The following is a 24,234-nucleotide window of genomic DNA, read 5'->3' as shown; positions in this document are numbered from 1 at the left end:
TCAGCGGCGCCCGCTCAAGAGGCTGCGGGAGACCACCATCCGGTGCACCTCGCTGGGTCCCTCGCCGATGCGCTTGATGCGCAGCTCGCGGAACCAGCGTTCCAGCGGCAGCTCCTGTGCAACACCCATTGCTCCGAATATCTGGATGCAGCGGTCGACCACGCGGAAGGCGGTCTCTGTGCCGAACACCTTGCACACCGAGGCGTCGACCTTCACGTCCTTGCCGAGGTCGGCGTTCCACGCGGCTTGGTAGGTAAGGAGACGGGCGGCGCGAAGCTCGATCTCGGAATCGGCGATCATCCATTGGATCGCCTGCTTCTCGGCCAGCGGCGAGCCGAAAACCTCACGGCTCTTGGCCCATTCGATCGCCAGGTCGAGTGCATACTGAGCGATGCCGATGGTGCCAGCGGCATAAGGCATGCGGGCGTGCACCAGCCAGGTTTCGGCGAGCTTGAAGCCCTGGCCCTCTTCGCCGAGGCGGTTCTCGACCGGCACCTTGACGTTCTCGAAGTGAAGCTCATAGGGGCTGTAGGAGCGGATCACGCCGACAGGCCGCATGGTCAGGCCGGGCGTGTCGCTCTCGACGATGAAGCAGGTGATGCCGCCCCGCTGGCCCAGCTCGCCGGTGCGAGCGTAGACGACGCCGTACTTCGCCGAGCCGGCGGCGGTGATCCAGAGCTTGGTTCCGTTCAGGACGTAATGGTCACCACGCAGTTCGGCGCGGCAGCGGATAGAACGGGCGGGATCAGAACCGCCGGACGGCTCGCTGATGGCGGAGAACGCCTTGCCCCCGTTCTCGATGATGGGCTTCGCGTACCTCTCGAACTGCTCCGGCGTACCGCGCAGCAACACGTTGGGTGGGTCGCCCCCAAACGCGCCCAGCGCCGGGAAGTAGGCGCCCATCCGGCACTTGGCCGCCTCTTCGGCGACAAGCGTCTGGGCCAGCACGCCCATGCCCGCGCCCCCGTATGCCTTAGGCGTCGCCAGGGACCACAGGCCGAGCGCCCGGGCCTTGGCCTGCAGCGGCTTCAGCAGCTCGGGCGGCAGGCCAAACGCATCGTGCGGCAGTGTCTCCTCGAGCGGGCGGACCTCGGTCTCCATAAACCGCCGGACCGTTTCCTGGAGCATCTTCAGCTCTTCAGGGAGTTCCCACGCGCCCGTCGGGAAATCCTCTCCCTCGTTCCTAACTGCCGCGTCCATGCTCGCCTCCGTCGGATAGCCCGATCCAATCGGGCAATATTCCATTATCTAGAATTGCGTTTCAGCCATTTCGTAAGTTTCGCCGGCCGGCGTGTCTAACGTCACCGGGTAGCCGATTAGCTGACGGCGAGCGGCGCGTCCGCTGCGCGGAGCGACGCGAACTCACGCCGGATGTGCCGGCTGGCGCGCCAGTAGAAATAAGCCGGCACGAGGTAGAGAACGGCGGCGCCCATGAGCACCCAGCGGACGCTTTCTCCTTCCCCGGCGAACGGTTTGAGCAGATCGCTGACCATGCCGAACGACAGGGCGCCGAACCCTGTGCCGACCAGAGTCATCACGAATAGCATTGTCGCCGTCGCCGTTGCGCGGGTGCGGTCGCTGACCAGGCTCTGCACCGCCGCGAAGACGCCGCCGTAATAGAGGTTGTCGAACATGTCGGGCAGGAACAGCAGGGCGATCGCCAGCATCCAGTTGTTCGTGTGCCAGGCGAGCAGCAGCAGCGGCACGGTGAAGATCATGCCAAGGATGGGAGCCGTCATATAATGGCGAGGATCGCGGACCCCGTAGCGATCGGCGACCACACCGCCCAGCCAGGTGCCGATGATCCCCCGCGATGCCGCCGCTCAGCCCGATCCAGACACCCGCCGTTCCGGGAGTCAGGTGATGGTTGCGGATGAAGTGGACCATACCCCAGACGCTGCCGCCGGTGACGAGCAGGCTGGCTGTTGAGACGGCAAGCGTGAGGTTCACCAGGACCGGCGAGCGACGGATCTCGCGCACCACCTCGCGCAGAGGTATCCGCGCTGCCGGCGCCGCCGCGCTTGCGACCCGCATCCGCCGAGGTTCACGAACCGTGAGGGAGCAGCACGGCCGCCAGGAGGATGCCGGGAATGCCGACGATGAAGAAGGCCGACCGCCAGCCGAAGGCATCTGCCAGAACGCCGCCCATCGCCTTGCCCAGCAGCGCCCCGATCGGCACCCCGAGCCCGAAGATGGCCAGAGCTCTCGCCCGCTTGGCGAGCGGTACTGTGTCGGCAATCAGGGAATGAGCCGGAGGCACGCAGCCCGCCTCACCGGCCGCCACGCCGATCCGCGCCAGCAGGATGTGGCCAAAGCTCTGAGCGGCCCCGCAAAGCGCCGTCATGCCGGACCACACCGCCAAAGAGGCCGAAATGAGCGTCACCCGGTTGGTGCGGGCGTTGTCCGCCAATCGGCCGAGCGGGATGCCCACCACATTGTAGAACAAGGCGAAGGCCAGCCCCGTCAGCAGGCCGAGTTGGGTGTCCGTCAGCCCGAGTTCCTGCTTAATCGGCTCGGCGAGGACGTTGATGACCTGCCGGTCGAGGACATTCAGGATCATGACCAGCAGCAGCGCGAACAGCAGATAGCGCCTGTAGCCAGGGCTGAACGGCGCCGACTGCGGCTCGGAAGCGGACGGGGAGCTTGTCACGGGTGTGAGGTTCCTCAGAAGCGCCTGTTGACGCCGACGTAGTAGCGGCGTCCCAGCACATCGTAGAGCGCTGGGTCAGGCACGGCGCCCTGCACATAGGCCGGCGGCACGGTGTCGAAGAGGTTCAGCACGCCTGCCCGGAATTCGGTTTTGCTGTCGAGGTCATATCGCCCCGCGAGATCGAAGTACTGCCGCGACTTCACGCCCGGCAACGTCCCGTTGGCGAGGCCGACATTCTGATGGTTGTCCATCTTGTCGTAGAAGCGCGCGCGCAGCGTCGCCGCGAAGGGCCCCCCGTCCCAGGTGAGACTGGCGAAGATCTTCCATTCTGGGAAGCTGACGGTGTTCGGGTCGACCTGGGTGTTGCCGATTGTCCCGGCGTAGTCGACGAACGGCTGGCCCTCCAGGTTCTGGATCTTGAACGAGCGCAGGTGCGAGACGACGATGTTGGCGCTGAGGTCACCGCGGTCGCCAAGTCCCAGGTCTTCGAGAGCCACGCGATAGTCGACCTGCACGTCGACGCCTGAAGTCTTATAAGCGCCGAGGTTCAACGTCGGCTGCAGGGCTTGCTCCACCGCGCCTGTGGCGGTGTTGCGGGTGATCAGCGAGCAGAAGTAGTTCGACGCCGCATAGGTCGGGTTGGACCTGCCGTCCGCGTTGAAGCAACGTTGGAAGCTGAGCGCCGTCGTGATCTGCCCGATCGCGTCCTTTACGCTGATGTCATAGTAGTCGACCGACGCCGACAGGCCGGACAGCAGTGGATGGTCCGAGCGTGAGCGCCAGACGAGGCCTGCGGTGTAGGTGTCGGCCGTCTCTTCCTTGAGGTCGGTATTGCCCGCGGTGACTGCCGGCACTGCGCTGCCCGAGAAGCGGAAGAGATCGATCACACTCGCCGGGACGCCCTGGGCCAGGCACAGCGCGCGAACCTGTGCGGCGTTCGCGCCGGTGCGCAGGCGACTGTTGGCGTCGCAGAAGTCGCCCGCCCCGCCGGCCACGGAGCCGATCTGCGGCAGCGACCGTTCTGGCGGCGCGTAGAGTTCGGCGAGATTCCGGGGCCCGGATGGCGCGTTGGTATCCCCCGCGGAATCGCAGGGCGCCCCACGATGTTCCAGTCGACGCTGCCCTTGTAGGTGTGGACGCCGCCGACGGTGCTGTAGTCCGAGAAGCGATAGGCGAGGTCGAGGTTGACCTCCTTTGCGAACGGCAGATCGCTGAGCAGCGGGATCAGCAGTTCGGCGAATCCTTCATAGACGTCCAGCGAACCGCCAGTCGGTCCCGTCGACTGATCGGGATAGACCGTCCGGAAGGTGCGCGCGGTGTCGGGAAGAAAGTTGTAGGCATTGCGCCGGTAACTCGCCCCAATCGCGGCCCGCACATCACCCGCCGGCAGGGCGAACAAGGCGCCCTGAGCCGTGCCTTCGATCACCTGCTGTTCGAAGCTGGTGTTCTCCTTCAGCGTTCGGTTCAGATAGTCGTAGCAACCCCGCTTGGCCGGATTGAGGATCAGCGGGTCAGGATTGAAGGGATTATAGCCGCCCTCGCAGACGCTGCGGCCGCCGTCGGGGGCGCTGACTAGCGCCGCCCAGGCCGTCCGATCGATGTAGCCGTCTTGGATCTCGTTGAGCTTAGTCTTGCCATAGGTGGCATAGACGTCCCACGTCCAGTCGCGCCAGGCGTGCCCCTTCACGCCCACCATGTACTGGCGCACATCGTAGCTCTGGTAGTTCACGCGCGGGCCGACCCCGCCGGTGTTGAAGGCGAAGTTGATCGGCGCGTTGGGGTTCGGCCGCGACGCCAGAACCGTCCGCAGATCGGCGGGGATGAACGGGTTGCTGAGCGGGATGGACGCCGTCGCCGTCGCCGACGTCGCCGTGTCGCCGTTGCGCGTCCATTGCGACTTGTAGTCGGTCAGATTGACCTGAGCATAGGCGGTGACACGGTCGCCGACCGCGTGCTCGGCCCGACCGAACACCGCGTAGCGCTCCATGGGGCTCTGCAGGAAGTAGGTCTCTGCGAGCGGGAAGCCGACCCGCTGGCCCTGGTCGACGATATAGGGGTCGTGATCGGCGTAGCGCAGGTTGAGGATGGGGGCGGTCGACGTGAACAGCGTGCCGTCCCGATTGACCCCTATGGCCTGGTTCCGCAGCGGGTTCGTGCCGGCTCCGTAGCCGCTCACGAAGATCGCGTTGAGCGCCGCCTGCGAGGGCAGGTTGGAGGCCTCGGCCTGCACGACCCCGCCGCGCAGTTGGCCGGCGATGCCGGTGGCCGCGAAGAAGTCGCGCGAGCGACCGTAGATTTCTTCGCGATTGAAATAGGACAGCGAGACCACGGCATGGCCTCGGCCATCGTTGAAGTCGCCGCCGAACGCCGCGCTGAGTTCGTAGGTGTCGCCGTCGGCGCGGTGCGTCTCCCCGTACTGCGCGTCAAGCACCAGACCTTCGAAGTCGGTCTTGAGCTTCAGGTTCACGACGCCGGCGATGGCGTCCGAGCCGTACACGGCGGAGGCGCCGCCGGTGATGATCTCCACCCCGCCGATCAGGCTGGAGGCGACCGTGTTGAGGTCGATCGTGCCCTGGGCGTCCGAGGGCTGCATCCGCCGGCCGTCCATCAGCACCAGGGTGCGTGTCGGGCCAAGCCCCCGAAGGTTGGCGCTCGAGCGGCCCTGCTTGGCGGGCGAGGCCGTGGTCGTGCCCTGGAGGGCGCCGAACTGCGGGAGCTGGTTGAGCGTCTGCTCGATCGAAGCCGGTCCCGAGATCTCCAGCGCTTGTTCGCTCAGCGTCACGACCGGGCTGTCGGCGGCGTAGTCCTTGCGGGCGATGCGCGAGCCAGTGACGACCACCTCGCCGACGTCGGCGGGTTGAGCCGCCTCCTGCGCCGCGGCCCCCGTCACCGCCGCGGTCGCGCTCAGCAGCGCAGCCGCGGAGCATGTCGCCAGCCAATAGATCGCTTTCATGAGCCTCCCCTTGTTTATCTTTGTGTTGGGCTTGAAGTCGGTGGTCAGACGCCGGCAGGGGCCTCCTCGCCGATTGCCGCGGCGGCTTCGTCACGCAGCTCGCGCTTTAGGACCTTGCCGATGGTGCTCCTGGGCAGGGCGTCGCGGACGACCACGGCGGCGAGCCGCTGGGTCTTGCCCACCTGTCGGTTGACCCAGGCGCGAAGTTCCTCGCGGTCGAGCGACGCGTCGGGCGCGGCGGTGACGAAGGCCACGGGGGTCTCGCCCCAGGCGCGCGATGGGGGCGCCGACCACGGCCGCCTCGGCCACTGCAGGATGCCGCGCCAGGACGGCCTCGATATCGCTCGGATAGATGTTGAACCCACCCGAGATGATCATGTCCTTCTTCCGGTCCATCAGGACCAGGAAGCCGTCCGGGTCGAAGCGGCCGATGTCGCCGGTGCGGATGAAGCGCCGCCCCTCGGCGTCGTACCACTCGGCCTCGCGGGTTTTCTCCGGCTGGTTGTGATAGCCGATCATCATCGCGCCGGAGCGACCTACGACTTCGCCCAGCTCGCCCTGCGGCGCCCGCGCGTCCATCCTCGTCGATCAGGCGGATATCGTGGCCTTCGGCCGGACGGCCCACCGTGTGCAGCTTGTCCGGATGCTCGTGGGCAAACAACAGGCAGGTGCCGCCGCCTTCGGTCATGCCGAAGATTTCGACCAGCCCGCCGGGCCAGCGCCGCAGGATGTCGTCCTTCAGCTCGGCGGCGAACGGCGCGCTGGTGCAGGTCTTCATGCGGAAGCTGGAGAGATCGAACCTGTCGAAGTCCGTCAGGTCCATCAGCCGGCGGTACTGCACCGGCACCAGCATGGCGTGGGTCGCGCGGACTGCCTGGGCCACCTCAAGGAAGGCGTGGGCATCGAACTTGCGCATCAGCACCACAGTCCCGCCACGCGCCAGGGCCGGTACGAGGCTGACCAACGTCGTGTTCGAATAGAGCGGCGTGGAGATGATCGCGATCGACGAGGTGTCGTACCCCAGCGTCTCGCCGCGCACGACATGTCCCCAGCGCATCCTGTGCGATTGAACGATGCCCTTGGGCGCGCCGGTCGTGCCCGATGAATAGATTATGTTGAAGGGCTGCTCGGGATCGATGGACGCGCGGGGCCCGACACTGCCTTCCGGCGCGAGCCAAGCTTGGAAGGCGGGATCGTCCAGCCCCTCCATCCGCACCCGAGTCGGCCCCCGGAACCCCTCCTCGTCGAGCGCGGCGGCCGTCACGGTGTCGTGGAGCAGCAGCCGCGCGCCGCTGTCGGCGATCATCGCGGCCAGCGCCGCAGCGCTCGATCCAGGCGCGAGCGGCGTCACGACCCCGCCTATCTGCAGCACCGCCAGGAAGCTGGCCACATAAGCGGCGGACGTGGGCGCGCACAGCGCCACGGCGTCGCCCGGCCCCACCCCCGCACCCGCCAGCGTCGCGGCGATACGATCCGCCAGTGCAGCAAGCTCGGCGTAGCTCAGCGTCAGATCGCCTTCCCTCACCGCCGGACGACCGGGTCGTTCCGCCGCCGCCATCCGCACCAGTCCGGGAAGATCCGCGAATGGGCCCCGCAGCGCTTGCTCATGTCTCGTCGCCGTCATGAGCGCACCGCTAGTTCAAATATGCGACGGCCTCAAGCGTTTTGATATGCCGTTCCATTTATCAGAACATCTTGCCGGATCTCGCCAATCCAGGTAGGGCCACGGGACGAGGAGGCTAGGCGGATGACTCAACCCGACCGAATGGACAGTGGGACGGAGAAGCTGACAGGCCGCATCGAGGCCCCTATCGGCTGGCTCACATTCAACAACCCCGAGCGACGGAATGCGGTCTCGCTCGAGATGTGGGAGGCGATTCCGCGCGTGCTGGACGCCTTCGAAGCCGACCCGACGGTTCGTGTGGTGGTGATCACTGGCGCGGGCGGGCAGTCGTTCGTCGCGGGCGCCGACATCTCGCAGTTTGAGACCGCGCGGGCCACGGCCGAAGCCAACGAGCGCTACAAGGCCGTGAGCGGCAAGGGACATGGTGCGCTGGCTCGGCTGCGGAAACCGTCCATCGCCATGATCGACGGCTTCTGCATCGGCGGGGGCTTGGCCGTGGCGCTGGCCTGTGACCTGCGGGTCGCGTCGGATCGCTCTCGGTTCGGCATCCCTGCCGCGCGCCTGGGGCTCGGCTACAACTTCCCCGGCGTGCAGAAGCTGGTGCAGCTTGTCGGCCCCGGCGTCGCACGGGAGATCCTGTTCACCGCCGAACGCTTCCCAGCCGAGACAGCGTTGCGGATGGGGCTGATCAACCGAATGACGGCTCAGGAAGATCTGCGCGCTGAGGTCTGCAAGCTTGCTGAATCCATCGCCGCCAACGCGCCGCTTACGATCCGCGCCGCCAAGCTCGCTATCGGACAGTCGCTGAAGGATCCCGACGAGCGGGATCTGACAGCCGTCGAGGAAGCGGTGAAGGCCTGCTTCGACAGCGAAGATTACGCTGAGGGCCGTCGCGCCTTCCTGGAAAAGCGGACGCCCCGCTTCCAGGGCCGCTGAATGGCCGCCCTCGCCGCTAGGTCCCGCGTGGACCAGACCCCTGCCCAAGGAGCCCGCGCGTGAGCGAAGCCGCCTCGAATCCTGGCCGCACGGAGGGCGCCGGCCGGCTGCCCCTGGAAGGCTTGGTCGTCCTCGACCTGACCCTCGCGCGCGCCGGCCCCACCTGCGTACGGCACCTGGCCGACTGGGGCGCGGACGTGATCCGCATCCAACCGCCCGACACCGGCGGCGAGGAGGTCATCGGGCGCCGCGAGGGGGCCGATTATCAGAACCTGCACCGGAACAAGCGGGTCATGACCCTGGACCTGAAGACGGCCGAGGGCCACGAGGTCTTTCTCAAGCTGGTGGCGCGCGCCGACGTCCTCGTTGAGAACATGCGGGCTCCCGTGAAGCATAGGCTGAAGATCGCCTGGGAGGATGTCCGAGCCATCAATCCGCGCCTGGTGTACGGCAGCATCTCGGGCTTCGGCCAGACCGGACCCTATGCGAGCCGGGCCGGCGTGGACCAAATCGCGCAGGGGATGAGCGGGCTGATGTCGGTGACCGGCGAGCCGGGACGAGGCCCAATGCGTGTCGGCATCGCCGTCGCCGACATGACGGCGGGGAACCTCCTGGCGCTCGCGATCATGATGGCCCTGTACGAGCGCGAGCGCACGGGCGAGGGCCGCTGGGTGCATACCTCGCTGCTGGAGAGCCAGGTCTTCATGCTGGACTTCCAGGCCGCCCGCTACCTGGCCACCGGCGAGACCCCGCGGCAGGCGGGCAACGAGCATCCCACAGTGGTGCCGACCGGCGTCTTCCCGACCGTGGACGGCTACGTGAACATCGCCGCATCCGCCTCGCACCAGTGGCGGCGGCTTTGCGAGATCCTAGGACGACCCGACTGGCTGGAGCGGGAGGACTGGTCCACCCAGGTCGGCCGCGGCCGGGATCGCCAGGCCGTGCACGACGCCATCGCGGCAGAGACCCGCAAGCGGCCGACAGCCTACTGGGTCGAAAAGCTTGAGCCCGAGGGGCTTCCCTGCGGCCCGATCTACACTGTCGATCAAGTGTTCGCCGACCCGCAGGTCCAGCACCTGAAAATCGCCACGCCGATCACGGACGAGCGCGGGGCGGTCCGTCGCGTGGTGGCCTCTCCGCTGAACATCGAAGGCGCCGAGAAGGCGATCCGCACCCCCAGCCGAGATCACGGGGCGCCACGGCGCCGAGATCCTGGCCTGGCTCGGCTACGGCGAGGGCGACGTGACAGATCTGATCGGGAAGGGGGTTATCTGACGCTTAGAGGCGGCCGACCGTTTCGGCGATCCGCGCGCCGGTATGAAGCACAGCCTCGATGATCTCCTGGCGCTTCTCGTCCGAAATGCGCTCGGCCGGCCCAGAGACGGTGAGCGCCGCCGGGCCGCCCCGCGTCGGTATGGCCACCGCGACGCTGACGATCCCGGGCGTCCAGCTGCTCTCCGAGGTGGCGTAGCCGTCGCGGCGGATCCGCTCGAGCTCGGACATCACGGCGTCGACGTCCAGATCCTTGGCTTTCGACCAGCGCTTCACGCTGCGCGCCAGCACGGGCCTCGGGTCGCCCGTGAGCGCCAGCATGGCCCGGCCAGAGGCGGTGAGCGCCGCCGGAGCGCGAGTGCCCGGCTGGGTCGTGAACCGCAGGGGCCGCGGCGACAGCAGCTTGTCCAGATAGAGCACCTCGTCGCCATCCAGCACGGTGAGGCTCACGGTTTCGGCCGTCGAACGATGCAGGTCCTGCATGAAGGGCGCGGCCGCGCGCTTTGCAGGATGGGCCGATATGATGCCGACACCTAGCTCCCAGAGCTTGAGGCTTGGCTGGTAGCGCCCGGTCTCCGCCTCCTGGAACACGTAGCCGAGCGTGCTCAGCGTCCCAAGCAGACGATGGACGTTGCTTTTCTGCAGATCGAGCTGCTCGGCGATCGCGGACAGCCTCAGCGGCCCGTCCGCCTTGGCCAGCAGTTCCAGCACCGCCATTCCCTTCGCAACTGTCGTATCCAAAATAACCTCGCCATATCTCCGCGATGAAGGCCGGAAACTGGTGAGGAAATCAATGGCGTTCCGCTATTTGGAACCTGTAGCGGCCAAGCCGAGGCTGATGCGTCGAGCAGCCTCCATCAGTGTCTCCCCCAGCCGTAGGCAGGCCGCCTCATTGACACGCTCCACCGGCGCCGAGATGGAGATGGCGGCGAAGGGAGCGCCGGATCCGTTGCGGATCGCCGCGCCCACGCCGTTTTCGCCGGGCCAATTGGTCTCGAACGTCACGGCGTAGCCGCGCGCCCTGGCTTCGCGCAGTTCGGCCCGCAGCGCATCGGCGTCAGTCTGGGTTCGAGCGGTGAGCGCACGCAGGGGCCGGGACAGGTAGTCCTCGAGTTCGGCGTCCGGCAGCGCCGCCAGGATCGCCTTGCCGAGCGAGGTGGCGTGCATCGGGCCAGCCTGCCAGAGGGGCCAGGCGTGGACCGCGGGGTTTAGGCCGTCCAAGCGCTCGACGAGGGCGATCTGCCGCTCGAAGCGCACCGCCAGGTAGATGGACTCGCTGGTCCGTCGGCGCAGCTCCTCCATCACCGGCAGCGCCGCGGTTCGCAAGCGACGCGTGGCGTAGTCTGCGCGGCCGACCGCGAGCCCCGCCTTGAGGCTAAGGGACCAGCCGGACCGTTCGCTGTCGGACGCCTCGATCCAACCCGCGTCCTCGAGCACTCCCAGCGTCCGCTGGACGGTGGACTTCGGCAGGTCGAGCCGACGCGCCAGTTCGGAAACGCCGACAGGCTGCCGACGTCCGATCGCTTCGACGACGGCCAACGCCGTGCGGACTGGCCGCATCAGACGCCGATGAGCGCGGAGAGCCGGCCGCCCTTGGCAAGCCCCTCGATGTTCCAGACCGCTGCGACGACATCTCGGGCGCGGCCGGCGCCGAGGCGCGGTGTCATCAGCTCAAGCGCCTTTGCCTCCACGTCGGCCTTGCTCATCGGATGCGACGGGAAACCCACCACATAAGGCACGTAGATCTCGAACCGGCGGCCGTCCTGCTGCACGACGACCACCCGCGCCGATTCTGTGCGCGCCTCGCCCGGCGCATGTTCCTGTGCCGGGTCGTGCGCCACGTCGACGCGGCTCATCAGCGCCTTCGCGCGCTCATCTCCATGCATGCGCTCGAGCGATTGAGCCGAGACGAAGTCCAGTCTGCCATCCAGCAGGATGATGGCGCTGAGGTAGCGGAGATTCAAAGCCGGCATCGCGGCGTCGCGGAACGCCTGCCACCGCCCGGGCATGGTGATCATCACGCTGGCCACCTGCGCTCTGTCGATCTTCGGCAGCAGCTGCAGCAGGCCGTGGACGGCGGGCTGGGTAGGGCCGCCCACCGGATAGCGCTTGTAGGCTGTCTCCGGCATTTCCCAACGCTCGCCCAGCTTCTCGATCAGGTAGGCGCGATTGGCGTCGTGGCCGCGGAAGATCTGCGAGTTCATCCAGCCGGCGGGATTGTCCAGACTGTCGCGCACGCCGCGGAAGCCGAGCTCTGCGAACAGAGCCGCCTGCATCCCGGCCCGAGCACCCATGCCGGCGAAGACGAACGACTTCTCCACATGTTCGACGTCCAGCATCCACTGCCAGGATCCGGAGGCCTGCTGGGCGCAGTAGGTGAGCACATGCGGGATGCGGTTCTCGGGCAAGCCGATGATCGAGGATGCGGCGGCGGCGGTGCCGAAGACCGGGCCAATGCCGTGATTGGCGATGTTGGCCCTGCGGAGGTTCTCGATCCCAAGGGCCTTCGGCATGCGCCCGGCAAGTTCGTAACCGATGATGACCGACCGCAGGATTTCCGCCCCCGACTTCCCGCGCTGCTCGGCCAAGCCGACGGCGGCGCTGACGATGGCGGGGCCCGGCTGAACGAAGGCCGAGGGGATGAAATCGTTGATCTCCGCCCCGTGGCCGGTCATCGCGCCGGCGAACACGGCGTCGGCCAAGCCCGCGCGCTGACGGGTGCCCAGGATCGTCACGGCGCCCCGCCGGGCGTCTCCGCTCTGGGACAGGGCGTAGCGACGCGCAAGTTCGGACGGCTCCAGGTCACGGCAGGCGACGATGGAGGCCAGGGTGTCGAGGATGTGCCGGCGCCCAAGGTCCAACGTCTCCGCGTCGATCGCCATCTTCTGGCCCCCGGCGATGAAGGCGCTGATCGGCTCCGTCACGAGAGGGGTGACTGACCCAGAGGCCTGGGCAGGGGCTTGGGCAGAGGCCCGGGCGGGCGGCAGGGCGATCAGCCCTGCCGAAGCGGCGGCCATAAGGATCGCCTGGCGGCGGTGCATGACTGGCATCAGAAGCGCCTCTTCAAGCCGACGAAATAGCGTCGTTGCAACAGGTCGTAGAGGGCGAGGTCGGTGGCTCCGGCACCCGTCCATACCGGCGGCGCGGTGTCGAACACGTTCAGCACGCCTGCCCGCAGCGTCGTCTTCTGATCGACCCGCCACGAGCCGGTGAGGTCGACGTACTGGCGGTCCTTCACGCCCGGCAGCGTCGGGTTTGCGAGCCCCACGTCCGAGGCGTGGGTCATGGAATCGTACCAGCGGTAGCTCACCGTCGCCGTGGCGGGGCCGTATTCGTAGGTCAGGTTGGCGGCCACCTTCCACTTCGGGAAGCCGATGGCGCCGGAGTCGATCTGGGCGTTTCCAATCGTGCCCGCGTAGTCGAGGAACGGCGCCCCTTCGAGGTTCTGGATGCGGTAGTCGAGCAGCCGCGAGACCACCAGGTTGAGGCTGACCGTGCCGAGGTCCCCCATGCCGACGTCATCGAGCCGGATCCGCCAGTCCGTTTGGAAATCGAGCCCCGAGACCTCGTAGGCGGCGAGGTTCAGCGTCGGCTGGAGCTGGGTCTCGATGCCGCCGTTCACGTTCCGCGTCGTGAGCGAGCAGTAGTAGTTGTTCGGGTCGTAGGTGGGGTTGGACTGACCATCGGCGTTGAAGCATCGGTTGAGCCCCACGCTCGCCGTGATGACCCCGATCGCGTCCTTCACCTTGATGTCGTAGAAATCCAGCGACGCCGACAGGCCGCTGAGCCAGGGCTGCTCGAACTTGCTCTGCCAGACGAGGCCGGCGGTCCAGGTGTCGGCCGTCTCCTCCTTCAGGTCGAGGTTGCCGGACGCCACCCCGCTCACCGAACTTCCAGCGAACCGATAGATGTCGATGATCGAGGGCGCGACGCCCGTGGCGATGCAGAGCGCGCGGACTTGGGCGGCGTTCGGGTTCGTCGCCGGGTTGCGCAGGCGTCCGATCGAGTCGCAGGGATCGCCGGGCGCCGCTCGCCGTCGAGCCGAGGGCCGAGGAGGCGCGTTCAGGCGGCGCGAACAGTTCGCCGAGGCTCGGCGCGCGGATGGCCCGCTGATACCCGCCGCGGAACCGAAGCCCGGATGCGATGGCCCAATCGATGCTGCCCTTGTAGGTGTCGACCGAGCCCACGAGGTTGTAGTCCGACCGGCGGTAGGCGACGTCGATGTTCAGCTCTTCCACCAGCAGCAGGTCGCGCAGCACCGGTACGAACAACTCGGCGAAAACCTCGCGCACATTGTAGGAGCCGTTGGAGGGGCCGGTCGCCTGGACCGGCCAGACCTCGCCGCGCACCCGCGCGTCGGGCGGCACATAGTCGTACGTGCTGCGGCGGTAGCTGGCGCCGAGCGCAAAGCGCAGACGGCCGGCCGGCAGATCGAGCAGGCTGCCCTGCAGCGAACCTTCGACGATCTGCTGCGTGAGCTCTGTCTCCTCGCTCAGCGTACGGTTCAGGTAGTTGAAGCAGGCCTCCTGGCCGGGCGTGGACTCCAGCGCTGCGGGAATGAACGGGTTGAAGCCTCCGGGGCAGATCGAGGCGCCCCCGTCGGCCGCGTTGATGAGGGTGTTCCAGGCCGCCACGTTGACCCAACCGGACGTGCGCTCGCTGGCGTCCGTCCGGCCGTAGGAGCCATAGACGTCCCACGTCCAGTCCCGACCCGGCACCTCTCCGCGCAGGCCGACGAGCGTCTCCATCAGATCGTAATCGAACTCGTAGGCCGTGCGGCCGATGCGACTGGTGCTGAAAGTGAAGTTCACCGGCGCGTTCGGGTTCGGGCGTGAGGCCAGCACCGGGCGCAGGTCGGCGGGGATGAAAGGGTTGGTGACCGGGATGAGCGCCAGCGGCGCGGTCGAACCCGCCGACCAGCCTGGACGGCTGTAGGCGGAGTCGTAGGTCATGTAGTTGAACTGGAGGTAGGCCTCGACGTTCTCGGTGACGTCGTAGCTGCCGCGGAAGAAGCCGGTGTAACGCTCGATCGGCGTCTGGAGCGGGAGCGTGTTCCCGAGCGGATAGCCGACGCGGCCCTCGAAGGTGATATAGGGCTCGCCATCCGGATAGCGCAGGTTGAGGATCGGCGCGGCCGTCGTGAAGACTGTGCCGTCGGCATTGACGCCGAACGAGGCATTTCGAGCAGGCGCGGTGGTTGAACCATAGCGGCTCACGAAGAGCGCGTTGAGCGCCGCCTGCGTCGGCAGGTTCGAGGCGTTCGACACGATGGCGCCACCCTGCAGGGCGCTGGCGATGCCGGAACGCTCGAAGAAGGGTCGCGACTCGCGGAAGGTGCCGCCGCGGTCGAAGTAGGTCAGCGAGGCCACCGCCCGGCCGCGGTCGTCGTCGAACGTTCCCCCGACCGTCGCAGCGAATGAGATCGCCTCGGCGTCTCCGCGATCGGTGACGCCGTACTGGGCGTCGAGTTCGAGGCCGCGGAAGTTGCGCTTCAGCTTGAAATTGACCACCCCCGCAACGGCGTCTGAGCCGTAGACGGCGGAGGCTCCCCCGGTGATCACCTCGACGCTCTCGATGAGTGCAGGGGTGATGGAGTTGAGGTCTACGGCGCCAAGGGCGTCGGAGGGTTGGGTGCGGCGGCCGTCGAGCAGCACGAGCGTGCGCTGGATCCCCAGCCCTCGGAGGTTGGCGTTGTTGCGCCCCTGCCGCGCGGGACTCGAGCCGCTGTTGGCGTTGCTGGCCGCGAACTGCGGCATCTGATTGAAGGTCTGGTCAATCGTCGCCGGACCGCGGGCTTCCACCGCCTGGGCGCTTAGCGTGACGATCGGGCTTTCCGCGACATAGTCGGTGCGAGCGATCCGCGAGCCCGTGACCACCACCTCCTGCACGTCCGAAGCCGGCGCGGTCTGCGCCGCCGCTCCGTTCGCCGAGGCTGCAAGCGCAGCCAAGGACACACCTGCCAGGATCATACCCCCGCATCGACGTTTCCCCTCATGCTTGTGCCGTCACGCGGCACGCTGTTCTGCGAGTATGTTCTGTGTGATGGAACTTTGTGTCAACACGTGAAACGAACGCGGTCATCCGCGCTGGCGCTGTGCGCGTTGGGAGGGGGGCGGCTGAGGTCAGAGCCGGCCGAGGAACTCCGCCATGCGGGTGCAGATGACCCGAACCGCCTCGACGGTGGCCTCGAGCCGCGCCGGGTCGATGCGCTCGGCCGGCGCCGAAACCGAGAGCGCGCCGGCCGCGCGACCATCGCGGCCGAGGATGGCTGCGCCGACGCTCACCACGTCGGGGTTGTTGCGGGAGACGGCATAGCCTCGCGCCCGGACCGTTTCCAGCGCCGCCAGCACCGTCTCAGCGTCGAAGGCTCGCTCCGCTTGCAAGCGCCGCGCGACACGCTCGACCACAGCGCGGGCGTCGGGCTCCAACGCCAGCATCGCCTGGCCGCCTGCCGTCAGCGGCGCAGGCACCCGGCTGCCGGCGCGCGTGGTGAAGCGGATGGGCCGCGGCGCTATGAGCTTGTCCAGATAGATGACGTCATCGCCTTCGAGGACCATCACGCTGACCGTCTCCTCAGTCACGCGATGCAGTTCGGCCAGGAAGGGCGCGGCCGCGCGCTTCACGGGATGGTCGTGCAAGACGTTCGACCCCATCTCCCAGGTCCGGAGCGTGGGGCGGTAACGCCCGCCATTCGGCTCCTGGACGACATAACCCATGGCCACCAGGGTCTGCAGGATGCGATGCACGGTGCTCTTCTGGAGCTCCAGGCTCGACGCGATGGTCGACAGCCGCATCGGCTCCTTAGCCCGCGTGACGGTTTCCAGAATCCGAAACGCCCGGTGCACAGCTCTGTCCATTGCCCCTCCTCGCCCGCCTCCTGTCGTCCGGAAGCGCGCGGTTGACAATGGCCGATGAACCGAGCGGAATTGCTCGAAACATCGTTCCGTATCGCGGAACGCGCGGAGGAGACATGGATCGACGCACCGTGCTTGCGAGCGTCTTAGGCGCGGGGGTCGCCTCCCGCGGGTGGGCAATGAGCGAGCCTGTTGTGGAGACGGCGCAGGGACGTGTGCGCGGCCGGGCCGTGGGCGGCGTACTGGTGTTCAAGGGCCTGAGGTACGGGGCGGACACCGGCGGCGCCGGCCGGTTCCTGCCGCCCAGGCCGCCTCCGGCCTGGAGCGGCGTGCGCGACGCATTCGACTACGGCGACCAGGCGCCGCAGTACGCCGGGAGACTGGCCGCCGCCACGCCGATGAGCGAAGACTGCCTGCGCATCAACATCTGGACCCCGGCTGCGGACCGCGGCAGGCGACCGGTCCTGCTTTGGTTTCACGGCGGCGGCTTCGAAGCCGGCAGTGGCTCCAGCCCGCTCTACGACGGGAGCAATATGGTGAAGCGCGGAGACGTCGTGCTCTGCACCATCAACCATCGCCTCAACGTCTTGGGCTTCTGCGATCTGTCAGAGGCGCTAGGCGCCGAGTTCGCCCAGTCAGGAAACTGCGGCTACCTGGACCTCGTGGCCGCCATGCGGTGGGTCCGCGAGAACATCGACCGCTTCGGCGGAGATCCTGGCAATGTGACGATCTACGGCCAGTCGGGCGGCGGCCGGAAGGTCAGTGTCTGCTTCGCCGGGCAGGAAGCCACGGGGCTGTTCCATAGGGGAATCGTCCAATCCGGCTCACACCTGCTCCTGCAGACCCGCGAGCAGTCCGGCCGCCTCACCGACGCGCTGCTGAAGACACTGGGGATCGCGCGGCGCGATGCGGGCGCCTTGCAGAAGACGCCTGTCGACAAGTTGCAGGCGGCTCAGCGGGAGGTGATCGCCGCCGCCGGCTACCGATTCGAGCCGGTGATGGACGGGATCGCCTTCCGCCAGCATCCCTTCGTGCCCGACGCGCCGGCCTCCACCGCACGCGTTCCCCTGATGGTGGGGACCACGGAGACCGAGCTATCAAACCAGCTGGGCCGCGACCCGGCGGTCTATCAGCTGGACAACGCGGGTCTGCGCCGACGCCTGACGACTTATCTCCCGGATGGCGACGTGGACGCCGCCGTGGAAGCCTTCCGGGCGAGCGCGCCCGCCGCCTCTCCGACCGAGCTGTTCTTCAAGATCACGTCGTGGCGCTCGTACATCCGCAACGCGACGCTGATGGCCGAGGCCCGCAGCCGGATGAACGGCGCGGCCAATCCGACCTGGATGTATCAGCTGACCTGGCGATCGCCAGCAGAGGGCGGGCGGCGGTACAGCCAGCACACCCTCGACCTGCCGTTCATGTTCGACAACGTCGCCCGGGCGCCCAATCTGACCGGGCCGGAGACGCCAGCCACGCGCGCCATGGCCGACAGCATGGCCAATGCCTGGCTCGCGTTCGCGCGGACGGGCGATCCCAACCATGACGGCCTGCCACGTTGGGCCCCCTACGACATGAAGAGCAGAAAGGTGATGCTGTTCGACGTGCCGCCCCGGCTCCTCGCCGACCCCTTCTCCGGCGAGCGACGCTTCATGGAGCGCTATCCGCCCGTGCGTGCGACGGCCCGCGATGAAAGCTGACAGCGGGACCGGATGCGACCGCCGCCGCCTGCTGGCCGGCGGGCTCGGCCTCCTCGCGGCCTCGTCGGCGCAGGCGCGGATCAGCGCCCGCGGCCCGGGCGCCGGACCCTGGAGAGCGGCGCGGCCGGAGGACCATGGGCTGTCGTCGGCCGCGCTCGAGATGGCCGCCGCGCGGATCGGCGCGACCGGCGAGCGGCAAGGGCTGGTGATCATCCGCCACGGCCGCCTGGTCTTCGAACGATATTGGGAGACGCCGTACGCCCGAGCGACGCCAGAATGGAGGAACGTTTCGTTCTCCGCCGGCAAGTCCTTTGGCGCAACGATGGTCGGGCGCGCGATCACAGAGGGCCTGCTAAAGCTGGACGACCTGGCCGCCCGGTATCACCCACCCGAGCGATCGGGCCTGAAGCCCGGCGTGACCATCCGGCACATGCTGACAATGACGTCGGGCGGCACACTCAACGTTAAGCCCAGCTCGGTCCCACCGCGCCGCCTGGACGATCCGGCCCCTCCTGGCCCCGGCGTGGAGTATGCATGGCAGCAGCAGGGTGAGCCCGGCTCGCCATCAGGTTATGGGGTGTCTATCCCGCCAGGCCAAACCTTCTATTACGACGGCGCGGTCGCGGACCACCTCGCCGATGTGGTGGCCGCCGCCAGCGGCATGAGCAGCCATCGCTACATGATGAGCCATGTTGTCCGGCCCCTGGGCTGCGAGACGCTGGTTTACCAGCCGGAGGGGATCGACAGCTCGGACAACGTCCGCCTCGGCGGCTCGATCCTGCTGTCATGCCGCGACCTGGCCCGGCTCGGCCAGCTCTACCTCGACGGCGGGCGGTGGGGCGGGCGCCGCTTCATCGACGCTAGCTATATCAAGGAGGCGACTTCTCCGTCGCCGCTGAACCCCAGCTATGGCTTCCTCTGGTGGCTGAATGGGACAGGGCGGATACCGAACGCGCCGCGCTCGATGTACATGGCGGCTGGGGCCCGAGGTCAGTTCTGCTTCGTTCTTCCTGAAGAGGACATGGTGGTGGCGACGATGGGCTTTGGTCGAAACTCGTTGACGGCGGAGGGCGCGTTCGCTGCCCTCAACGTCGCCTTGCCCCACGTTGCACGCTCCTGATCAAAGCTGCGGTGGCTCTAACAACAGGATGCTGACCGGGTTGGCGCACATCGCTTCGCGAGAGTTTGCGCTGCGACGTGATGCTGACGGTCGGACTTGCACCGACGTGACCAAGGTCGGCAGGTGACCTGCCGCACATCGTGGTGGAGCTCCACATGGTGCTCAAATGCCTAGCTGGCGACCCAAGTTCGAAGTTTCCACGGTCGGACGACGACCAAAGCTCGAACCCCAAATCCTGGAGCCGACCTTCATTAGGTCAGCTAAGAGTCGAGGCCGTGCACGAACGCGCTGGCGGCCCTTATCCGCTGATCTGCAGCACGCGCGAGACGCGCCGCTGCTTCAGATCCGGATCGCCGCCATCAGCGGCCCCGTTCCGAGCATCTGCATCACCCGCTTCATGTTTTGGGCGAGGACGTGGAGGCTGATCTCTGTCTTCACGTTGGGGAGCCGCAATGAGGAAGTGGGTGTGCCCATCCAGGCTTTGATCGTCCCGAAGGGGGTGTTCGACGATCCGCCGACGAGCCCGCATGGCGTAGGGCGCGAGATCCATCCGCCGCTGCAGCGCCTCGATGGTGGCCTCGTGCTCCCAGCGGGTGATCCGGCGTTCGACGCTGGGCGTGCACTGGGGCTTCAGCGCGCAGGCCTGGCAGCTCCCCCGATCTTGTCCTTGAGCTTCACGGCGCGGGCCTCGACCGCCTCACTCTCCAGCCGGTCGGCGGTGTCCAGCTCCTGCAGGTAGCCGGCGATATGCTCCGCCACCTGCTCGATCCGCTTCTTCAGCTTGGCGGGCGTGAAATTCTTGTCCCGGGTGTTCACCGCCTTGAACTTGCTGCCGTCCACGGTCGCCACAGCCTGGGTGAAGAGCCCAATCTCCCGGCACAGCACGATGAAGTGGGCGCAGGCCGCCTGGATCGCCTCGCCGTTGTCCTTCCGGAAGTTGGCGATCGTCTTGTGGTCAGGCGCCAGCTTCCCCGTCAGCACATCAGCCCGACATTGCGCAGCGCCTCGCGCTCCAGCCGCCGGCTCGACTGCACCCGGTTGAGGTAGCCGTAGATGTAGAGCTTCAGCAGCGTCGCCGGGTGGTATGCCGGCCGGCCCGTCGCCGCCGGCACGATCTCAAAGCCCAGGCTTCTGAGGTCTAGCTCGTCGACAAAGACGTCGATCACCCGCGCCGGGTTCTCGTCACTGACATAGCCGTCCAGGCAGCTGGGAAGCAGCACCGGCTGACGGCGATCTTCACCCTCGACGAAGCGGCTCATCTGCCCCTCCCGAGCCGTGTGTCAGGCGTCTGCCCTGCTTCGCGTTTTTTTACACAGCCTTAGTCCAGAGCGGCCTTTCGGCTGTTTCCACAAACCACAACTTGGTCGGCCTTCTCGCTGCCGCCTCGTGCGCCCGTCCAGGCTTAGAATGCGCCTGGACGGGGCGCCCATGCGAGCCGCCGATTACCGCCGCTCGGCCTGCGCCTGGGCCGTACCGGAGGCGGTGGCGGAGGTCGAAGCTGCGGCCGAGAACCCCAGGCCATTCGAGGCGCCGGTCGAACCTTGGCTGGACGCGTCGGCCGAGCCCTGACCCGAACCCAAGGCGCCCATCTAGCCGGCGCCGTCGGAGGCTTGCGTCCCGCCAGAGGCATGGCCCGAACCCTGACGCGATGCGTCGGACTCCAGGCCACCCGCGCTGTCTGCCGCGCCGCTGGCCTGACCGCGCGCCTGCCCGGCGGCCCAACGGCCCTGGGCCAGCGCCCCCTGCGCCGCTCGGCGGGCCTGGCCCGCCCCGCCCAACGCCGTCGAACCGATCCCCGACGTGTCGAGGCTCGCCGAGCCGGAGCCGGAGGCGTCGCCGCCTGCCGCGCCGGTCAGGCCGCCAAAGGTCCCGGGGAGGCTGCCGGCCACCGAACCCGAAGCCGACGCGGAAGCCGAGCCGGCGTCCGTAGCCGCCGAACGCGCGTGGCCGAGACCTGCCTCGGCTGCGCTCCTCGCCCTGCGGGTCGCACCGCGGCCGGTCCGCGTGGCCGTGTCCGTGGCGCCGCGGATTCGCGAACCCGCGGCGCGGGTGTCGCCGGACACTGAGCCGGAGCCGGACGCCGAGCCGCCCAAGGCGCCGGTGACGCCGCCCAAGCCACCGCCGAGGCCGCCCGCAAGGCCGCCTCCGCCGCCAAGCAGCTGGGCATGGGCCGCGCCGGCGAACATGAAGCCGCAGCTCAGGGCCGAGGCGGTCAGAAGGTTGATCTTGCGCATCGAAATTCTCCTCATCGAAGGCCGTGCTTCGAAAGGTCCAACGACGCCACCGCGGCGTTTCATCCCGCCGCCGGCCGACTGTCTTCAGTGACTCCGCAGCGCCAGCGCGCGCGCGCCGACGCGGCGGGGCTCGGTGCGCAAGTCGAAGCCCACCAGCCCGCCGCCATAGACCGGGTCCCGCCCGGCGGCGCCCAGGTCGGCCGCCGCAAGTCCGTCGGTCCTGCCGCCCTGCTGGGCGATCAGCCCGGCCACCAGGGGGGCTGCGAACGAGGTGCCGCGGACCGCGAGGTATCCCCCGCCCGCGCCGGCTGCTGCCATATCCGCCCCTGGGGCGGCGAAGGCCACGTGCGCCCCGCGTCCGGCCTCGGGCAGCGCTTGGCGCCGACCGTTCACCGCGGTCACCGCGACCACGCCCGGATAGGCGGCGGGGTACAGCGGCGGGGCCGCCGGGCCGTCATTGCCAACCGCCGCGACCACCGCCACGCCGCGGGCGTTCAGCGCCGCCACGGCCTGTTCCAGCAAGCGGTTGCGCGGCCCCACCAAGCTGATGTTCACCACCGGCACACGGTTCTGGGCCAGCCAGGCCAGGCCGCGAGCGATGGCCTCGGCGGAGCCGCCGGCTGGGGTCGTCCCATAAACGTCAGCCACATAGAGGCTGGCGCCCGGCGCCGCGCCCCTGAGAGGGCCCGCCTGGCCCACCATCAGCGAGGCCACCGCCGTCGCGTGATCCGTCATGCGCGGCCCGCCCGGCGCAAAGGCGCGTTGTGTGACCTTGGCCCGTCGCAGCGCCGGATGGTCGGCGGCCGCCGAGCCGTCCACCAGACCCAGCCGCAAGCCGGCCGCCGCGCCCGCGCCGGGGGCGACGCCGGCCGCCGACCACCGGCCGGGCGCCCTCGCCTCGCCACTCGCCTGATAGAGATGGTTGAACTCATAGGCGCCCTCGGGGTCGATGGCCTCGAGCCGCCGCACCGCCTCCCGGGCGGAGACGCCCTTCGGCGGGTTCAGCACCACGGTCTCGAGTCCCAGGCCGCCCAGCTCCCCGCGCCGCGCGACCCGAAAGCCCGCCGCCTCGATCCGCGCCAGCGCGTCCGGCGTCAGCGTCAGCGCCAGCACCTCGCCGCGGACGACCGGCCGGCCCGCCTCGTCCGCCTCCACGTAGCGCGGATGCTCGCGTAACAGGCGCTCAACAGTGAGCCGCCGCAGGTCCGCCAACGCCGCCTCACTCACGTCGCGAGTGCGCGCCAGAAGGCCCTCGGCGGGATCCTCCAGCCGGAGCGGGGCCCGCTCGAGCCGATCGGCCGCGTTCGGCAAGCCTCTGACCAGCGGCGGCAGCGGCGGCCCCAGCAGCTGGGCCAGCGCTGGCGTCGCCGCGGTCAGCGCCGCCAGCCCCAAGACCACGCCCGCAGTTCTCGCCCTCATCGAATTGCCTTCTTTGGGGTCATGACGGATGAAACGCGCCATCCGCAGCGTTTCATCCAGGAAGAAGGCGGAACCTTGGAGTCCTTCCAGCGACAGATCGTCGAGCTGTTACCGCGCCTGCGCAGGCTGGGCCGCGTGCTGACGCGCGATCCGGCGGATGCGGACGATCTGGTGCAGCTGACGGTCGAACGGGCCCTGACCCGCGTCGGCCAATGGGCTCCGGGCACCCGCCTGGACGCATGGATCTTCCGGATCATGAAGAACGCGTGGATAGACGAGAGCCGCGCCCGCAACCGTCGGGGCAAAGTCGTCGTCGCCGAGGATGACGGCGCCCACGTGGGCCTGGACGGCGCGGCCGCGCAACAGGCGCGCCTGGAGGCCGCCGAGATCGAGCGGGCTATCGCCGCCCTGCCCGAGGACCAGCGGCTGGCCGTGGCGCTCGTGCTGGTGGAAGGGCTTTCGTACAAGGAGGCGGCCGAGGTGCTGGAGGTGCCGCAGGGCACGCTGACGAGTCGCCTCGTCCGCAACCGGCAGGCCGTGCTGACGGCGCTGGAGGGGGCATGAAGGACCGGGACCTGACCGTCGCGGCCTACGTGGACGGTGAGCTGGACGCTCAGGCCCGCGCGCGCTTTGAGGCTGAGATCGCCGTCGACCCGTCGCTGGCCCGCGAGGTGGCGGCCCAGCGGCGTCTGCGTGCCCGTCTGGCCGCCGCCTACGACCCGGTGCTGGCCGAGGCGCTGCCGCTGGAGCTGACCCTCGCCGCCCAGGCTGTCAACGACCGGCCCGCCAAGCGCTTCGGCCTGCCCCACTGGGCCGCCGTCGCCGCCAGCCTGGTCGCGGGCGTCCTCGTCGGCCGCACCACCATCGTCGAGCCCGACGCGCTGGCCGCCCGCGGTCAGCTCGCCCAGGCGCTGGACCGCCAGCTCGCCGCCGATGGCGGGCCCATCCAGGTGGGCCTGAGTTTCCAGGCGAACGACGGCCGCTACTGCCGTACCTTTCAGAGCGCGCCCGACCGCCGGGCCGGCCTCGCTTGCCGCGACGGCGGCGGTTGGCGGTTGCGCACCGTCACCGCCTGGGCCCCGGCGAACGTCGACTACCGCACCGCCGGTGTCGACACCCCGCCCGAAGTCCTGGCCGCCGTTGACGCTCTCATCGCCGGCGAGCCGCTCGACGCCGCCGCCGAACGCGCGGCCCGGGCCCGAGGCTGGAAGCCGTGAGCTAGCTCGCATGACTGACCTACGGGGTCGCGACGCGTAGGCCTTTCGGTCAGCTAGTTCGCGATACTGCCTAGGACTGCTAGGCGCCAGGAAGGCACGGCAAGCGCTTATGAGAAACCGGCGCTCCGTCGTATGCGCCGCAAAGCGGGTCGGCCTCCGTTCAGCCTGACGGCGGCTATCGGTGCGGGCGAATCCAACAGGTTGGCGGGAGCCATGTCGCGGGGATCAACATCTCGGCGAAGCACCAGATCGCGGTCA

General features: G+C 68.5%; 20 protein-coding genes and 4 pseudogenes. 7 read left to right on the top strand and 17 right to left on the bottom strand.

Annotated features, from left to right (window positions below):
• The 8 genes and pseudogenes from LRS10_RS23325 to LRS10_RS24665 all read right to left on the bottom strand — a co-directional run.
• Positions 1–1,200 (bottom strand): acyl-CoA dehydrogenase family protein, encoded by a 1,200-nt coding sequence (locus LRS10_RS23325; RefSeq protein ID WP_257839264.1) that lies wholly within the window; start codon positions 1,198–1,200, stop codon positions 1–3.
• Positions 1,201–1,316: 116 nt separating this feature from the next.
• On the bottom strand, positions 1,317–1,739 hold the full coding sequence (locus tag LRS10_RS23320) for a hypothetical protein (protein ID WP_257839542.1): 423 nt from the start codon (positions 1,737–1,739) through the stop codon (positions 1,317–1,319).
• A gap of 305 nt (positions 1,740–2,044) precedes the next feature.
• Positions 2,045–2,650: an MFS transporter gene (locus tag LRS10_RS23315; RefSeq protein ID WP_257839541.1), complete on the bottom strand. Its 606-nt coding sequence runs from the start codon at positions 2,648–2,650 to the stop codon at positions 2,045–2,047.
• A 14-nt stretch (positions 2,651–2,664) separates the two neighbouring features.
• Complete coding sequence (locus LRS10_RS23310; protein WP_257839540.1) at positions 2,665–3,537, bottom strand: TonB-dependent receptor domain-containing protein; 873 nt, start codon at positions 3,535–3,537, stop codon at positions 2,665–2,667.
• Complete coding sequence (locus LRS10_RS23305; RefSeq protein ID WP_257839539.1) at positions 3,534–5,603, bottom strand: TonB-dependent siderophore receptor; 2,070 nt, start codon at positions 5,601–5,603, stop codon at positions 3,534–3,536. Before LRS10_RS23305 ends, LRS10_RS23310 begins: the two co-directional genes overlap by 4 nt.
• Before the next feature lie 44 nt (positions 5,604–5,647).
• Positions 5,648–5,857, bottom strand: coding sequence for a hypothetical protein (locus LRS10_RS24675; protein ID WP_308238042.1), 210 nt, complete (start codon positions 5,855–5,857; stop codon positions 5,648–5,650).
• A gap of 52 nt (positions 5,858–5,909) precedes the next feature.
• Positions 5,910–5,981: pseudogene (locus LRS10_RS25525) on the bottom strand (hypothetical protein); the annotation flags it as partial.
• Between the two features lie 229 nt (positions 5,982–6,210).
• Positions 6,211–7,161, bottom strand: a pseudogene (locus tag LRS10_RS24665) (AMP-binding protein); the annotation flags it as partial.
• Positions 7,162–7,350: 189 nt separating this feature from the next.
• On the opposite strand from LRS10_RS24665, the gene LRS10_RS23295 reads away from it, so the two are divergent.
• Together LRS10_RS23295 and LRS10_RS23290 are read left to right on the top strand one after the other, a co-directional pair.
• Positions 7,351–8,163, top strand: coding sequence for an enoyl-CoA hydratase (locus LRS10_RS23295; protein WP_257839260.1), 813 nt, complete (start codon positions 7,351–7,353; stop codon positions 8,161–8,163).
• A 59-nt stretch (positions 8,164–8,222) separates the two neighbouring features.
• Entirely contained in the window at positions 8,223–9,500 is a 1,278-nt protein-coding gene (locus LRS10_RS23290; protein ID WP_257839538.1) for a CaiB/BaiF CoA-transferase family protein, read from the top strand.
• Here LRS10_RS23290 and LRS10_RS23285 read toward each other — a convergent pair.
• The 6 genes and pseudogenes from LRS10_RS23285 to LRS10_RS23260 all read right to left on the bottom strand — a co-directional run bounded on the left by LRS10_RS23285 (position 9,442) and on the right by LRS10_RS23260 (position 16,292).
• A complete protein-coding gene (locus LRS10_RS23285) occupies positions 9,442–10,176 on the bottom strand; it encodes an IclR family transcriptional regulator (RefSeq protein ID WP_257839257.1) in 735 nt (244 codons plus the stop codon). The two genes, LRS10_RS23290 and LRS10_RS23285, sit on opposite strands and share 59 nt — an antisense overlap.
• A 63-nt stretch (positions 10,177–10,239) precedes the next feature.
• A complete protein-coding gene (locus tag LRS10_RS23280) occupies positions 10,240–10,995 on the bottom strand; it encodes an IclR family transcriptional regulator (protein ID WP_257839537.1) in 756 nt (251 codons plus the stop codon).
• Entirely contained in the window at positions 10,995–12,485 is a 1,491-nt protein-coding gene (locus tag LRS10_RS23275) for an MmgE/PrpD family protein (RefSeq protein ID WP_257839536.1), read from the bottom strand. Before LRS10_RS23275 ends, LRS10_RS23280 begins: the two co-directional genes overlap by 1 nt.
• Complete coding sequence (locus tag LRS10_RS23270; protein ID WP_374571385.1) at positions 12,485–13,321, bottom strand: TonB-dependent receptor domain-containing protein; 837 nt, start codon at positions 13,319–13,321, stop codon at positions 12,485–12,487. Before LRS10_RS23270 ends, LRS10_RS23275 begins: the two co-directional genes overlap by 1 nt.
• A 238-nt stretch (positions 13,322–13,559) precedes the next feature.
• Positions 13,560–15,404 (bottom strand): annotated as a pseudogene (locus LRS10_RS23265) (TonB-dependent receptor plug domain-containing protein); the annotation flags it as partial.
• A gap of 153 nt (positions 15,405–15,557) precedes the next feature.
• Positions 15,558–16,292, bottom strand: coding sequence for an IclR family transcriptional regulator (locus tag LRS10_RS23260; protein ID WP_257839534.1), 735 nt, complete (start codon positions 16,290–16,292; stop codon positions 15,558–15,560).
• Between the two features lie 176 nt (positions 16,293–16,468).
• On the opposite strand from LRS10_RS23260, the gene LRS10_RS23255 reads away from it, so the two are divergent.
• Both LRS10_RS23255 and LRS10_RS23250 read left to right on the top strand, forming a co-directional pair.
• Positions 16,469–17,986 carry a carboxylesterase/lipase family protein gene (locus tag LRS10_RS23255; protein WP_257839533.1) on the top strand — a complete coding sequence of 506 codons (1,518 nt, stop codon included), beginning with the start codon at positions 16,469–16,471 and terminating at the stop codon, positions 17,984–17,986.
• A gap of 160 nt (positions 17,987–18,146) precedes the next feature.
• Entirely contained in the window at positions 18,147–19,106 is a 960-nt protein-coding gene (locus tag LRS10_RS23250; protein ID WP_257839532.1) for a serine hydrolase, read from the top strand.
• A 339-nt stretch (positions 19,107–19,445) separates the two neighbouring features.
• Here LRS10_RS23250 and LRS10_RS23245 read toward each other — a convergent pair.
• Positions 19,446–20,365 (bottom strand): annotated as a pseudogene (locus tag LRS10_RS23245) (transposase).
• Positions 20,366–20,534: 169 nt separating this feature from the next.
• Here LRS10_RS23245 and LRS10_RS23240 point away from each other — a divergent pair.
• Entirely contained in the window at positions 20,535–20,675 is a 141-nt protein-coding gene (locus LRS10_RS23240) for a hypothetical protein (protein WP_257839531.1), read from the top strand.
• A gap of 20 nt (positions 20,676–20,695) precedes the next feature.
• Here LRS10_RS23240 and LRS10_RS23235 read toward each other — a convergent pair whose 3' ends face one another.
• The gene (locus LRS10_RS23235) at positions 20,696–21,340 is read right to left on the bottom strand and encodes a hypothetical protein (RefSeq protein ID WP_257839530.1); all 645 of its coding nucleotides are present in this window, start codon (positions 21,338–21,340) and stop codon (positions 20,696–20,698) included.
• A gap of 84 nt (positions 21,341–21,424) precedes the next feature.
• Positions 21,425–22,759 carry a S8 family serine peptidase gene (locus LRS10_RS23230; RefSeq protein WP_257839529.1) on the bottom strand — a complete coding sequence of 445 codons (1,335 nt, stop codon included), beginning with the start codon at positions 22,757–22,759 and terminating at the stop codon, positions 21,425–21,427.
• A 75-nt stretch (positions 22,760–22,834) separates the two neighbouring features.
• Here LRS10_RS23230 and LRS10_RS23225 point away from each other — a divergent pair, with 75 nt between their 5' ends.
• Positions 22,835–23,323: a sigma-70 family RNA polymerase sigma factor gene (locus LRS10_RS23225; protein WP_257839528.1), complete on the top strand. Its 489-nt coding sequence runs from the start codon at positions 22,835–22,837 to the stop codon at positions 23,321–23,323.
• Entirely contained in the window at positions 23,320–23,976 is a 657-nt protein-coding gene (locus tag LRS10_RS23220) for an anti-sigma factor (protein WP_257839527.1), read from the top strand. The genes LRS10_RS23225 and LRS10_RS23220 overlap by 4 nt, the downstream gene beginning before the upstream one ends.
• The last annotated feature ends 258 nt before the right edge of the window (positions 23,977–24,234 follow it).

The organism is Phenylobacterium sp. J426 (genome assembly GCF_024699945.1).
GTDB lineage: Bacteria > Pseudomonadota > Alphaproteobacteria > Caulobacterales > Caulobacteraceae > Phenylobacterium.
The sequence above is the reverse complement of the archived record's forward strand: the minus strand, read 5'-3'. Positions and strand labels throughout refer to the sequence as shown.